Consider the following 13986-nt stretch of genomic DNA (forward strand, 5'->3'; position numbering starts at 1 on the left):
ACCCTGTCAAAGTGGCGCTCTCATAGCTAAGTTATGGGAAGTAACTACTTTTCAATTTTCAAACCTAATCCACGAAATCTATTAATCTGCACCCAATTACTTCCTTCTTTTCTCCTCATATTCTATAATTAATCTATAAAATTAAATGGGGGTAATTTCCAAAGTGAAGCTTCAAACCGTAACCCAAAAAGCTACTCAATTTGAACCCGATATTTCATTGCTTGCTGAAAAAGAATCAGGGCGCCAAGAATTCGTAAAACGTTTTCCATTAGAATCCTTAAGAAATCTCACCATAGAAGAATATGCAAATACTAAAACAAAAGATTGTTTCAATTACTGGCTCGAGCGAAAAAATATTTTAGGCGGTATTGGCGGAGCCAATTCTGCTAAATTCGGTATTTATCTTGCTAAAACTGGTGAGTACTGTAAAAGTTATGGTAAACAAAAAGTGGTATTAAAAGATGAACAGTTACAAGAAGAATTTAGAGTCCTAAAAGAAGGGATTTGTGAGGCAATACGACTTGCAAAGGAAGGCCGCATCTCTGAAATTCTTAAATTGAATTTACCAATTTATAATATGGTGCTGCTAAAAATTTTAAATATTTATGTTCCAGAGAAATTTTTTAATATTTATTCACCACCAATATTGATTGAGCTTGGGAAGGAATTACATATAAAAGATGAATTGCTTACTCCTCAGAATGCAATTGAGTTGAATCATGCAGTGTTGCATGCTATTAAGAGAGACGATGTTTTTTTAGGTTGGTCTAATGAAAAAATTTCAAGATTTATCTGGGATACATTTTCAGAACGAGATAAATCGCTTGATAAGAATACAAACTATTGGCTAGCTGGACATACTTATGGAAAAGATCGTTCCATCCAAGATTATTTGTTGAAAAACAACTGTATAGCGATAGGCTTTTTACGTGAAAATTTATCCTCTCTTTTAGAAGAAGAAAATATTGAGGATATCATTGATGAGAAGGAAGAAACATCAGCAGGACAAAAAGCGTTAAAGCAATTTTTTAAAATGAAAGAAGGAGACCTTGTTGCTTTAAAAACATCATTTACTCGTAAGGTTGATGGGAAGACAAGATCAGTGTTACGAGTTAGTGCTGTTGGGAAAATTACCAAAGATACTATTGATGGTTATGAATTCTCTGAAGAGTACGGACATCTACTTCCTGTTGAGTGGATTAATATTGAAGAGAGAGAGTTCATAGGTTATGGAGGATATCGTAGTACATTAAATGAAGTGAAAAATAAAAATGTCATTAACTTAGTATTTATGCAGGGAAAGGAAACAAGTAATACGCCCCAAGAATCTATCGAAGTATTAGATACAGATCCAAGAAACTATGTCTTTTTTGGTCCACCTGGAACAGGGAAAACATATCAAATCGTTGAACGTGCTCTTGAATTGATTGATAAAAGAACATATGAGGAACTGAAAGTAGATGGACGAGAAGCATTACAACAAGAGTTTTCACGTTTCACTAAAGATGGGAATATTCATCTCGTGACATTCCATCAGTCCTATGGATATGAAGATTTTATAGAAGGCTTGAAATCTGATGGAAAAGGGAATTTTGTGCCAACGGATGGTATTTTGAAAAAAGCAGCGCTTGAAGCTATGTATGAAGGAATTCAAAGTACAAGTCAGGACTTTTCGAATGAAGTTCGTTTTGAGCAACTTTATGATTACCTGGTTGAAAACGGATTGAAGAATAATATTCAATTTGAATCAAAAACAGGAACGACAAATTTCATTTCATATATATCAGAGCAAAATAATATCGTTGTAACGAGTGAAGATGTAAAAACTAGTTCAATAGTTTCAAAGAATCGTTTACTAAGCTTGTATCGATATGTTCAGGAGCATGATATTGATTGGAAGAATAATATTATGTTTGTTCGTGAGGCGATTGGTGGTTGTAATCAGACGAGATATTGGTCTGTACTAAATTGGATATTAGAAAAAATGGAAGATACAGTAGAAGACGAAGAAAAAATTGAAGTTGAAGTAGAAGAGAAAAAGGCAATTATTCAAAAGGCATTGTTGGAAAACAGTTCGTTTGATTATTCGAATGCGAAAAAACATGTTGTAATTATTGATGAAATGAACCGAGGTAATATTTCTAAGATTTTTGGTGAGCTGTTAACGTTATTGGAAGAGGATAAGCGTTTAACACAAAGTAATGAATTGATTGTTGAATTACCTTATTCAAAAGAGAAGTTTACGTTACCACCCAATCTATATGTAATTGGGACAATGAATACGGCTGACCGCTCTATAGCTTTGCTTGATACAGCGTTACGTCGCCGCTTTGTGTTTGAAGAAATCATGCCAAATACGGATCTTCTTGAATCGATTGGTGATGAAATTGATCTTGCTGAAATGCTTTCTGTTATTAATAAGCGGATTGAAGTGCTATATGATCGTGATCATATGATTGGGCATGCGTATTTTATAAACGCGAAAACGGATAGTGAAGTTATAGCTATTTTTCAAACGAAAATCATTCCACTTTTACAAGAGTATTTTTATGATGATTGGGAAAAAATCAGTCTTGTTTTGGGTGGAATAGGGAGTTCAAAGGAAGATCAATATATTGTTTATAAAGAAGAAGTTAATGTAAAGGAACTGTTTAAACAAAAGCCATCTATTTATATTCCTGCGTTGTACCGAGTAAAACGAAAATTAACAGCACAAGAGCTAATAGCGATTTATGAATACGACAATTATAGTGCGTGAGGCGTATGACTGGATTACAGAAAATGACGTTACATTAGAACAATTTGATGAGCTTATACGGTATATTGAAGAAAAATATCCTAATGAACAGGTGATTGATCAAAAGTATAAACGACTTCGCTTTATTAATTATGTTGGAGTGATACAATGTTGTGATGTGAGGTACGAAATTATTCCTAAATTAAAACTCACACCTACTGACGATCGAAAGGCATTGCTAGGAATGCTTTCAATTACAGGGTTTTTGCCGGTTTCATTTTATGAGGAAGTGCTAAATGGTGAGGATAGAGGAGAACTGCTTACGGCATTTCTTGCTACATTTCTTACTCGTTTGCTAAATGAACTCAGAAAAGGGACTTTTAAAACATACGAACGTCATGAAGAAAATTTAAATACACTGCGTGGCAAACTCGAGCTTAGTAAACACATTTATAAGAATGTATTTCAAAAAACAAAAGCATATTGTGCATTTGATGAATATACGGAAAATAACTCTTTAAATCAGCTCTTTAAATGTGCATTGCTCATTGTAAAAAAACATACCAAAATAAATACTTTAAAACTTTATCTTGAGCGCTGTTTAGGCTACTTAGAACCTGTGGATGTAGTACATTTCACAGAGAAGGAATTAAAAAGTATTACATTTAATCGACAGAATGAACGTTTTCGTCAAGCTGCTTTATTTGCTAAGCTAATTGTTGAGCGGGCAACGATTTATAGTAAAGGACGAGGAGCATCATCGTTCTCTTTCTTATTTCAAATGAATATGTTGTTTGAAAAATATATTGAAGTAGCACTACAAGAGACTATTGGTAATAATAAAATAATCAGTCAACATGCAGAAAAGAGGCTATTACGTAATAAGAAGAGTGGACGCCAGAACATTTTATTAAAACCAGATTTTGTGATTAATAATGTGATAATCATGGATACGAAGTGGAAAAGTGCAACAAATAATGGAAGAAGTAGTTATGTACAGAGCGACATTTATCAAATGTATGCGTATGTAACTGCTTATAAGGAAGTTCAAAGGTGTATATTGCTGTATCCGAAACAGGAGGGAGAAGTTATTCATCCTGTGTGGGAAGTTATCGATACTGAAAAAACTATCGAAATGTGCACGATAAGAATTGATGAATTTTCCGAGACTGTGCGAGAATTAGAGGGAATTCTACAAAAACAAGTTAAATAACTTTGTAAAGACACTCAATTGAATATGGGTGTCTTTTAATATAGAAATCAAATCTCCTTCGTAAAAGAATGAATTTTTAGTTTATTTCGTTTGAAATAGAAATGAACTTATTATATAATAAGTTCAAGAAAATTTTTCCTTTTTAATCATTCCTAAATAACCACAAACCTTTCGGGTTTACGATTCATTACAAGGAAGTGTATAAAACATATACGCTAATTTGTAATACGAATGTATTCCTGGAAGGTTTTTTTGCGTTGTAGGAATAGGGTAAGTATTGAACTAACAAGGATGTGATAGGATGTCTTAACTTTTTAAGAAATGTAGTAAGGAAGTAAGAATTTTGAAGTTCAAAATACAAAAGAAGGTGAAAAAAGATGAGAGGAGCAGTCTCGTCTTTTTTATTTCGAAAGGAGAAGGACATGGGTAAGAAAATTATGGTTCAATCTGTAAAGTTGGTAAAAGACAGTAATCGTATTTATGATATTGAGAAAAAGAAAATCACTTGTCCAGCGGATGCTGTACGCTTTGCACAGATTATATTTGATATAGAATCAAGGCCAAATGAAATTTTTGGTGTGTTTAACTTAAATACCAAAAATGAAATTATTGGATGTAGCATTGTGTTCGAAGGAACTGTTGATTCATCGTTAGTCCATCCAAGGGAAACCTTCCGCACAGCAATATTAAACAATGCATCTTCAATTGTATGTTTTCATAACCATCCATCAGGACATAGTATGGAGTCTCATGAAGATGTTGAAGTAACGAAGAGATTAAAAGAGTGTGGAAACATTATTGGTATACCTCTTCTAGATCATGTCATCATTGGAGATAATAGTTATGTAAGTTTATTGAAAAAAGGGATTATCTAATACAAAGCAATAAGCCAACTATTTTAAGGGTGTATATGGAGGAATAGGAAGATTCTAAAGCGTTTATTCGCATGGATCTTCTTATTTTTATATTTGTAAGGTTGATTTATAAATGAATTCATAATATGCGACTCGTAGAAATGGATAGACTAAAAGGTTAGAAATATAGGATAAGAAAAAAAGGATCTATGCCTAATAAACTAACAAGATAGCTCTAACTTAACGCGAGGAAAATTAGCTTAAAGGCTTTTGATATGAAGGAAAAAGAAGCAGCAAGCTGCTCAAGTGATAGAAAAGTAGTAGAAGAAAATCCAATAGCATTCAACGAGCAAACTTTGGAGTTAATAAACCATTTGTGGCTGAAAGAATTAATGCGGGGATTGAAGATTTGAATACACAACTTGTTCTCAAAGCAATGAAAATAGCCTTAGAAAAGAATGCGCCTAAGGTGAACGTAAACGTTTAGAACAAGTATTAGCTAAATATCGAAAAGAAGCTTAAGAAAAATGGGGTTTTCTTCCCTAAAAGAGCTGTTCCATTGTTATACATAAGAACCCCTCTTAAATATCAAGGAGGGAGCGGTATAATCTCGTTTGGGTTCGAACCAGCGACCGCAACCTTATTAAGATGGCGGTCTTTTTGATATATTAATCTTCCTTCTGTATTATAAATTCCCAAAACTTCTTTAATTCCTCTCGCTTTTGAGGAGTCGCATTCTTTATATCTTCAAACCATTGATAAAGCTCAGGATCTTGTATGTCTGTAACTTGTCTCATTTCAGTTGTACCGAGGAGGTAATCAATTGATACTTCAAAGAAAGTCGCTAATTTTATCAATGTATTATAATCAGGTTCTCGATTTCCTTGTTCATACATTGCATATGTAGTTCGAGCAATCCCTAGTTGATTTGCCATGTCTTCTTGACGCAGTTTGCGTTCTTTTCGAAGAGTGTGTAGTCTAGTGCCAAACATATGCTACCTCCTTTTAGGTGTTTTCTATATCAATTATAACGTCACAATATGTAACATTTAACAAAGTACACGAAATGTGTAAAAAACATTGATTTCATACTTATCATTGTGTAATATAATTATTAATTACACATTTTGTGACAATGGAAGGGGGAAATAATGAGGTTTTGGTTATTAGAAAAACGTAAAAATAAAGAGAAAACACAAGATTGTATTGCATATAAGGCAAGAATATCTAGAAGTATGTATGCAATGATTGAAAGTGGTGAAAGAAATCCAAGTGTTCCTGTCGCAAAGAATATAGCTAAGGTACTAAATTTTGATTGGACTCTTTTTTTTGAAGATTAGTGTCACGATACGTGTAATTTTTAGAGGGAGAATTTAATTTCTATATTGTTTTCCTAAAACGAAATAAATTATTACTTATTTTTTAAAAAATATTAGAGAAGGGAAGTGTTTAATATGAACATGAAAACATTTGAAATGCGTGAAAAACGTTTAGCAGAACTACTAGGTGCAAAAGTACTATGGGAATTTATCAGTGCCGTCACAGAGGAAATTGAAAAGCAGGAATTAGAGTCTACACCAGGTTTGTTAGAAGATCTATTCATACATGTGAAAGAAACCATTCAAATTCAAAATATGAATCAACGCATAACAAAAGCCCCTGTAAAAACAGAGGCTGGTAGTATAGATAAAGAGACATTATATATAGAAGCATATGTAGAATTAATTAATCATAAGTTTGTTATTTCTGAATTAGCTGTAGAGCTTTCATCTGTTCTAAAAGAATTAAATTGTTTTGTTCAATCATCTTTGCCACAGCTTCAAAGTGAGCTTGATTCTCAAGAACCTCAATCTGCTTCTCTTTAGGGAGTGATTGAAGTATTTCTTTTATTTCTTTACACTCGTATATGTTATTCTCCGAGTCTTCGATTAATTTATTGCGACGATTGGTGTATTCAAGTGCACCTAAAGTCGCTAATGCGCGAGGATCTAATCCTAGAATTTCCATGTATTCCTCTCCTTTCCTCTACAATAATTCGATAGGGGGAAAGAGATTCCTTTAATAATTTGGTAGAGTTTTTATAGTTATATAACATATTTTTTATTAGTCAGAATTTTATTTAGCAGGAATACAATAGAATTAGACTTAAAATGTTTACCTTCGTCTAAATACAAGTTATACACACATATATTGATCTTATAAAGGTATATATTACACATAATATTATGTTAAAGGTGGCGAATTGTATCATGAAAGATTTTGTTCTCGAAAAAGAAAACATTATTCGTAAATATGGTGAATGGACCGCTTATGATATTAAATTAACGGATACTCTATATACAAGAGATATTCGACAACCAAATCCTGCGTTAAAAAAAATTGTGACAATGATTCAAGATATCACACAATGTGATTTTAAAAATCTTCGAATCTTAGATTTAGCTTGTTTAGAGGGGCATTACGCTATTGAGTTTGCTATGCAAGGAGCAACTGTTGTAGGGATAGAAGGAAGAGAATCAAACGTACAAAAAGCTATATTCGCTAAAGATTTATTAAGGCTGGAAAACTTAACCTTTTATCAAGATGATGTAAGAAATTTAAGTGCTGAAAAATATGGTCAATTTGATATTGTTTTATGCTCTGGTATTTTATATCATTTAGATTGCTCAGATGTATTCCCTTTTTTAGAAAAAGTGTATGAAGTATGCAAAAGGTTTGTAATAATTGATACTCATATCACTCATACTCCGAATGTATCAGTACTCTATAAAAATTATGAATATAAGGGGCACACAATGCTAGAACACTCTGCTAATTCATCAATAGAAGAACGTTTAAAATCAAAATGGGCATCATTAGATAACATTACTAGTTTTTGGATGACAAAATCCTCTCTATACAATTTTTTAACGCGAACAGGTTTCTCTTCTATAAATGAATCCAGAAGTTTAGTTCAAGAAGATAGGGTTACTGTTGTAGCTTTTAAGAAATATCCTATAGAAATTAAAAGCTCTCCTGAAACAGAAAAATACATTGAACCCGATTATTTAGAATGCTAAAAATAACACGTTTAAGTTTAATATCCTAATTACTCTGTATGAGGTAGTACTATATGCCCTTCAAGCTAAAAACTTAAAGTATCCCTAAACAAAATTATCAATTTTCCAAAAGCTATTTATATAAATGCAATCCGTTCCTTCCGCTTTGGGGGCACTATAAAGTTTTAGCTTTATAGTGATGGGATAGCACCGCATTGCTATCAACTTAAAGAAATACTTCCGAAAACAAAAAATGAAAATAATAATAAAAAAGCTTATCATTACATGTTAAAGGATAAGCTTTTTTACTTAGAGTTCGATAGAACTCTTTACTTAGGAATTCTCCACTTCTAAACGAAGTGAAAGTGAGGGTAGTTCAATTGTAATTACAACAAATTAGTTAACAAAGACTTAAATACAAGTGGTTACTAAAATAGTTTTTTTCTTAAATTGTTCTCATTTAATGTACCTCATGTATCAGTCTTCTTATCTCATTTTTTCTAAGAGTCATCCCAGCTTCAGAAACTGTGTAACGGAAACCAAAGAAACATGAAGCCAAATTAATACAGTAAAATAACAATTTAAAAATATGTTGTGATTATAAAATGGTGCCAAGAAAGGATTGCTCATTTTATGCTTCTACAGTTCATACAATAAATTGATGAATTTTTAAAAGCGTAACTATATTTGGAATTTTAGGCTGATGGTGAGGGAAGTAAAGATGCTTGGTGTTGTGAAAAATTAGGTAGTTTAAAAGGGGATTTTTTATGAAGAATGAACGAGTAGTAACTTGTAATAAAAAAGGAAGTATTGCTGTCGTTACAATTAAAAATCCACCAGTCAACACTTTAAGTTTAGAAGTAGTTCAACAATTAGTAGATGTATTAGAGGAAATAGAAATTGATAATGATATTTCAGTCGTAATTATAACTGGAAGTGGAGAAAAGGCCTTTGTAGCAGGAGGGAATATAAAAGAATTTCCAGATTGGATGGGCAAAGGTGAAAAATATGCCGAGATGAAATCATTAGAATTGCACCAACCTCTTAATCAACTAGAGAATCTGTCTAAACCGACTATAGCTGCTGTTAATGGGTTAGCACTAGGTGGTGGATGTGAATTAGCACTTGCTTGTGACTTAAGGATAATAGAAGAACAATCTTTAATTGGATTACCGGAAATTACGTTAGGTTTATTTCCTGGGGCTGGAGGAACCCAACGCTTACCTAGATTAATTGGAGAAGGGAAAGCAAAAGAGATGATGTTCACAGGGAAATCGATTACAGCTAAAGAAGCAAAAGAAATAGGCTTGGTTAACTACATTACCCCTCGAGGAGAGGCGTTAAATAAAGCAAAAGAGATTGCAAGGGATATAAGTAAATTTTCTCTTCCAGCTCTCGCCTATATGAAGTTGGCAATTCGCGAAGGGGCAGCAGTACCTTTACAAGAAGGGCTTGAGATTGAAGCGCGTTACTTTGGAAAAGTATTTCAAACAGAAGATGTGAAGGAGGGGGTAAAGGCATTTATTGAAAAAAGAATGCCGCATTTTACAAATAAATAGAATGGGGCGAAAAAGTTATCCAGGTTTATTCTACACTATGTCAACATAGATGCTGTTTTTAAAGCTATTTATTTGTTTTTCGCAACACCTTTCAGATCTAGTTCGTCTAATAAATAGATTTGTAGTAGCATGTCTATTTCAAAAGTGAAAATAAATAAAAAGGCGGAGGAATAGAATGGAAAATGGTACAAATGAAAAGGAAATAAATCAAACGCCTTTAGTAAGTGTATTAATTCCTACGTATAATCGTCCACACTACTTTGAAAAAGCTTTATGTAGTGTATTAGAACAAACGTATCCTAATATAGAAATTATAATAGGGGATGATAGTACAAACGACGAAACAGAGAAAGTGTTACAAAAGTACTTGTATGATCATTCAAATATTATTTATATAAAAAATAAGTCAACTCTTGGACAATTTGAGAACTCACGTATGTTATTTCATAAAGCGAAAGGTGAGTATATAAACTTCTTAATGGATGATGATTTATTTCATGTAAATAAAATTGAAAAAATGATGAAATACTTTTTAAATGACCTAGATAATGAAATTAAGCTTGTAACATCCCATCGCCAAGTAATGGATGCAGAAGGAAACCTATTGCCAGATGTTTATGCAACGATGCGTTTATTTTTTACAGATACGATTATAGATGGGCTACAATTAGGAAAAATGGTGATTATGAATCAAAAGAATTATATAGGAGAACCGACAACGGTTTTATTTCGTAAAAGTGATTTAACAGAACCGTATGGTGTATTTGATAAAAGGCGGTATCTTTGCAACGTAGATGTAGCTTCATGGTTATCCTTACTGAGTAAAGGGAAAGCAGTATATATAGCGGAGACACTCAGTTACTTTCGATTACATTCAAATCAGCAGTTAAATGAATCTAATAAAATGATGGATGGGTTAGAGGATTTTTCTCATAGTATTATTATAGCTGGAGAAAAATATGGTTTCTTATCCACCGAAGAGGAGTTAGACAGAGCTATTACAAATTTTCTAGACTATGCAAGAAGAATTGTTCCATCATCCATATTATATTCATTGGATTACTATCAACAAATCAAGCTAAAGAAAATAAATATTGAAAAGAAAAAACAGCGTATGAATATCAACTCGCACCTCCCAAAAGTCAGTATACTAATTCCTGCCTACAATAGACCTCATTACTTAGAATTAGCCCTCAAAAGTGCTTTGAATCAAACCTATGAAAATATTGAAATTATAATTTCTGACGATAGTACAAATGATGAAGTAAAAACAATGATCCAGCCATACTTAAAAGAACATGAATGTATAACATATGTTAAAAATGAAAATCCATTGGTGGCTGAAAATTTTAATCAATGTATAGAGCTTGCTACTGGTGAATATATAAATTTTTTATTAGATGATGATTTATTTCATCTTGAAAAGATTGAGAGAATGATGAAATACTTTTTTGAATTAGAAAACATTGCATTTGTGACGTCGTACCGTGAACTGATTGATGAGAATGGAGAGGTATTACCCCCCTCAACATTGAATGTGAAAATTGCCATAGATACTACAATTTTTGAAGGGGAAACACTAGGGAATTATATGTTGAAAAACTTGAAAAACGTAGTTGGAGAACCGACAACGGTTTTGTTTAATCGCAATTTTTTTGGAGGGAAATTTGGTTATTTTAAGGGGAAAGCGTATTCTTCTATTAATGACATTGCAACTTGGTTAGATATGATGAGGAAAGGAAAAGTAGTTTATATAGAGGAACCTCTTAGCTACTTTCGACAACACAGTGGACAAAATCAAAAACAAATGTACTTTATATTAATGACAATTGAAGAATGGATTGAATTAATTACAGATGCACATAATAGTGGGTTTTTAAATTCTGAACAAGATTATAAAGAGAGCTTATCTTATTGTTTGGAGAATGCGGGATTTATACTTAAGGATGCAGTAAGAAGTGGAGAACTAGATCAAATTTATAATGAAAAGATAAAAAGCGGGTTAATTAAACTAGTTACTCATATATTTGAGAAAAATATTTGTTATTGCCAATATTGCAATCAAGAATTTAAAAGTTTTTCTCCTTGGCCAGCACATTATGATTTTCTAAAATATGAATTTGAGATGTGGAATAAAGATACAGGTATCTGTCCAGTTTGCTATTCGATGGATCGTGACAGATTGTATCGTGCGTACATTGAAACAGAAACAGATTTGTTAAGTAGGAATTATACTATGCTTCATATTGCACCTGAAGTGAAGGTAAGAGGATGGCTTAACCAGCTTGAAAACATTACTTATATATGTGGGGATTTAGAACCAAAGGATTCTTTAATGGAGGAAATTGATATTACGAGAATTGCATACGAAAATAATACCTTTGATGTTATTTTATGTAGTCATGTATTAGAACACGTGCCTGACGATGAAAAAGCAATGCGAGAATTATATAGGGTACTAAAGCCAAATGGATGGGGAATTATTCAAGTGCCAATCGTAATGAATGTAGATTTTATTATAGAAGATAAATCTATTGTAACGCCATTATTGAGAAAAATAGCCTTTGGTCAAGAAGATCATGTTAGGATTTATAATCGTTCGGGATTTATTCAACGATTAACAGATGCGGGCTTTAAGGTGGAATTGTATAACATAGCTCAGAAACAAGGAATAGAAATTGCTAGGAAATTCGGATTATCTGAAACGGATATGCTCTATATTGTCCGAAAATGATAGAAAGGAATAGATGCATATGGAGAATATTCCTTTTTTACGTGCGTCAATTGTACCTGCAAACGAGTACTTAGATGAATTAGAGCGAATTGATACATCTCACATATATACAAATTATGGACCTATAAATCAACGTTTTGAAGAAACAATTATGTCGGAATTTTTTCAGAACAGGGGAGCAGTTACAACAGTAGCAAACGCAACGCTAGGGTTAATGGCGGCAATTCAATGTAAGAAAAGAAAAAAAGGAAAGTATGCTCTTATGCCTAGTTTTACATTCCCTGCTACTCCATTGGCAGCTATTTGGTGTGGCTTGGAGCCTTATTTTATTGATATTTCATTAGATGATTGGTGTATGGATAAAACGGTACTTTTGGATAAGATTGATGAATTAAAAGAAGAGGTTGCAGTTGTTGTTCCATATGCAACATTCGGATCATGGATGGACTTGAAAGACTATGAAGAATTAGAGAAAAAGGGCGTTCCGGTTGTTGTAGATGCGGCACCAGGGTTTGGATTAATGCATGAGGGTATACATTACGGTCAGAATTTTAGTGGTATGATTGTATATAGCTTTCATGCAACAAAGCCTTTCGGAATTGGTGAAGGTGGTATGATATATAGCCATAATGAGGAAGAGATAAATCAAATTAAAAAAATAGGTAATTTTGGATTTGATCATAATCGTGAATGTACGATGATGGGGTTTAACTGTAAAATGACTGAATATGCAGCAGCTATTGGGATTACAACGATAAATAAATGGAATCAAAAAATGCAAGAACGAACTCGTATCTCTGAATGGTATAAACAGTTATTACAAAGTACGGGATTAATAAAAAAAGGCTGGCAAGTTCAAAGGACAAAAGCAGTTATTCATCAATTTATGCCTATCCTCTGTTCAGAAAAAATTAACAATATGCAGATAATAGAAGAGTTGAAAAAGCAAAAGATAGAAGCTAGATCATATTTTTCACCATCTTGTCATCAACAAGATTTCTTTAAAAAATATAAGTCTACAGATTTAACAAATACAAATAAAATAGAAAAACGAATCATTAGTCTACCTTTATGGGAAGGAATGACAAAAGAAATCGTAGAGAAAATTATAATGTGTTTAATGCAGAAGGGGGTTTCCACAAATGAATAGTTTTTATAGTCAAGAAGAGTTGAGCGAAATTGGCTTTCTATCTGTCGGGGAAAATGTATTAATAAGTAAAAAAACCAGCATATATAATCCAGGTGCTATATCTGTTGGGAATAATGTAAGAATCGATGACTTTTGCATTTTAAGTGGCAAAATTACAATTGGAAGTTATTCGCATATAGCGGCATATACAGCGTTATTTGGAGGAGAAATGGGGATTGAAATGCATGATTTTGCAAATATTTCATCAAAAACAATTGTATATGCAGCAATTGATGATTTTAGCGGAAATACATTAATGGGACCGACTGTTCTAGATCAATATAAAAATGTGAAAGCTGGAAAAGTTATTTTAAAAAAGCATGCCATTGTTGGTGCGCATTCTATTATCTTTCCAAATGTAGTAATAGGAGAAGGAGCGGCTGTTGGTGCGATGAGTATGGTAAAAGAAAGTTTAGATGATTGGTATATGTATGCTGGGGTGCCTGTGAGAAAAATAAAAGCTCGTAAAAAAAAGATAGTAGAATTAGAAAATGAATTTTTAAAAAGCATTAATTCCTGAGTGTTTAAAAGATTTTGTTGCAGCATTTCTCAAAAAAATAAAAATAGAAGAAATGACAAATGTATCAAAAGCTACTCTTTACAGAGCAATTAGAAAAAGAAAAAAGGATATTATTTAAGTACTCACTTAATACGTGAGTACT

General features: G+C 32.5%; 11 protein-coding genes and 1 pseudogene. 11 read left to right on the top strand and 1 reads right to left on the bottom strand.

The features are described 5' to 3' along the window. The first annotated feature begins 145 nt into the window (after window positions 1-145). The 4 genes and pseudogenes from ACTFRU_RS21035 to ACTFRU_RS21050 all read left to right on the top strand — a co-directional run. Window positions 146-2758: an McrB family protein gene (locus ACTFRU_RS21035; protein WP_440037819.1), complete on the top strand. Its 2613-nt coding sequence runs from the start codon at window positions 146-148 to the stop codon at window positions 2756-2758. Continuing rightward, window positions 2733-3950 carry an McrC family protein gene (locus ACTFRU_RS21040; protein WP_440037820.1) on the top strand — a complete coding sequence of 406 codons (1218 nt, stop codon included), beginning with the start codon at window positions 2733-2735 and terminating at the stop codon, window positions 3948-3950. The genes ACTFRU_RS21035 and ACTFRU_RS21040 overlap by 26 nt, the downstream gene beginning before the upstream one ends. 422 nt (window positions 3951-4372) lie before the next feature. Next, the gene (locus ACTFRU_RS21045; RefSeq protein WP_061530361.1) at window positions 4373-4825 is read left to right on the top strand and encodes a JAB domain-containing protein; all 453 of its coding nucleotides are present in this window, start codon (window positions 4373-4375) and stop codon (window positions 4823-4825) included. Between the two features lie 260 nt (window positions 4826-5085). Then, a pseudogene (locus ACTFRU_RS21050) lies at window positions 5086-5279 on the top strand (DnaD domain-containing protein); the annotation flags it as partial. Between the two features lie 193 nt (window positions 5280-5472). Here the strand turns inward: ACTFRU_RS21050 and ACTFRU_RS21055 are convergent. Continuing rightward, window positions 5473-5796 carry a helix-turn-helix domain-containing protein gene (locus ACTFRU_RS21055; protein WP_000468121.1) on the bottom strand — a complete coding sequence of 108 codons (324 nt, stop codon included), beginning with the start codon at window positions 5794-5796 and terminating at the stop codon, window positions 5473-5475. A 159-nt stretch (window positions 5797-5955) separates the two neighbouring features. On the opposite strand from ACTFRU_RS21055, the gene ACTFRU_RS21060 reads away from it, so the two are divergent. The 7 genes from ACTFRU_RS21060 to ACTFRU_RS21090 all read left to right on the top strand — a co-directional run bounded on the left by ACTFRU_RS21060 (window position 5956) and on the right by ACTFRU_RS21090 (window position 13844). Beyond that, window positions 5956-6144, top strand: a complete 189-nt coding sequence (locus tag ACTFRU_RS21060; protein ID WP_001213250.1) for a helix-turn-helix transcriptional regulator — start codon at window positions 5956-5958, stop codon at window positions 6142-6144. 114 nt (window positions 6145-6258) lie between these two features. Beyond that, complete coding sequence (locus ACTFRU_RS21065) at window positions 6259-6669, top strand: hypothetical protein (RefSeq protein ID WP_098178854.1); 411 nt, start codon at window positions 6259-6261, stop codon at window positions 6667-6669. 384 nt (window positions 6670-7053) lie between these two features. Beyond that, window positions 7054-7863, top strand: coding sequence for a class I SAM-dependent methyltransferase (locus ACTFRU_RS21070; RefSeq protein WP_000651404.1), 810 nt, complete (start codon window positions 7054-7056; stop codon window positions 7861-7863). A gap of 746 nt (window positions 7864-8609) precedes the next feature. Then, window positions 8610-9401 (top strand): enoyl-CoA hydratase, encoded by a 792-nt coding sequence (locus ACTFRU_RS21075; RefSeq protein ID WP_375366414.1) that lies wholly within the window; start codon window positions 8610-8612, stop codon window positions 9399-9401. A gap of 175 nt (window positions 9402-9576) precedes the next feature. Further along, entirely contained in the window at window positions 9577-12135 is a 2559-nt protein-coding gene (locus ACTFRU_RS21080; protein ID WP_440037821.1) for a glycosyltransferase, read from the top strand. A 19-nt stretch (window positions 12136-12154) separates the two neighbouring features. Beyond that, window positions 12155-13285: an aminotransferase class I/II-fold pyridoxal phosphate-dependent enzyme gene (locus ACTFRU_RS21085; RefSeq protein WP_440037822.1), complete on the top strand. Its 1131-nt coding sequence runs from the start codon at window positions 12155-12157 to the stop codon at window positions 13283-13285. After that, the gene (locus tag ACTFRU_RS21090; RefSeq protein ID WP_440037823.1) at window positions 13278-13844 is read left to right on the top strand and encodes an acyltransferase; all 567 of its coding nucleotides are present in this window, start codon (window positions 13278-13280) and stop codon (window positions 13842-13844) included. The genes ACTFRU_RS21085 and ACTFRU_RS21090 overlap by 8 nt, the downstream gene beginning before the upstream one ends. Window positions 13845-13986 lie beyond the last annotated feature (142 nt).

Origin of the sequence: Bacillus cereus group sp. MYBK220-1 (assembly GCF_051916445.1) — a bacterium.
In the GTDB taxonomy this organism is placed as follows: domain Bacteria; phylum Bacillota; class Bacilli; order Bacillales; family Bacillaceae_G; genus Bacillus_A; species Bacillus_A cereus.

Bases quoted from the DNA above. Each gene is read 5' to 3' on its own strand.
- ACTFRU_RS21090 (WP_440037823.1), top strand. From the start codon at position 13,278: ATGAATAGTTTTTATAGTCAAGAAGAGTTGAGCGAAATTGGCTTTCTA.
- ACTFRU_RS21075 (WP_375366414.1), top strand. From the start codon at position 8,610: ATGAAGAATGAACGAGTAGTAACTTGTAATAAAAAAGGAAGTATTGCT.
- ACTFRU_RS21085 (WP_440037822.1), top strand. From the start codon at position 12,155: ATGGAGAATATTCCTTTTTTACGTGCGTCAATTGTACCTGCAAACGAG.
- ACTFRU_RS21060 (WP_001213250.1), top strand. From the start codon at position 5,956: ATGAGGTTTTGGTTATTAGAAAAACGTAAAAATAAAGAGAAAACACAA.
- ACTFRU_RS21070 (WP_000651404.1), top strand. From the start codon at position 7,054: ATGAAAGATTTTGTTCTCGAAAAAGAAAACATTATTCGTAAATATGGT.
- ACTFRU_RS21055 (WP_000468121.1), bottom strand. From the start codon at position 5,796: ATGTTTGGCACTAGACTACACACTCTTCGAAAAGAACGCAAACTGCGT.
- ACTFRU_RS21045 (WP_061530361.1), top strand. From the start codon at position 4,373: ATGGGTAAGAAAATTATGGTTCAATCTGTAAAGTTGGTAAAAGACAGT.
- ACTFRU_RS21065 (WP_098178854.1), top strand. From the start codon at position 6,259: ATGAACATGAAAACATTTGAAATGCGTGAAAAACGTTTAGCAGAACTA.
- ACTFRU_RS21035 (WP_440037819.1), top strand. From the start codon at position 146: ATGGGGGTAATTTCCAAAGTGAAGCTTCAAACCGTAACCCAAAAAGCT.
- ACTFRU_RS21080 (WP_440037821.1), top strand. From the start codon at position 9,577: ATGGAAAATGGTACAAATGAAAAGGAAATAAATCAAACGCCTTTAGTA.
- ACTFRU_RS21040 (WP_440037820.1), top strand. From the start codon at position 2,733: ATGAATACGACAATTATAGTGCGTGAGGCGTATGACTGGATTACAGAA.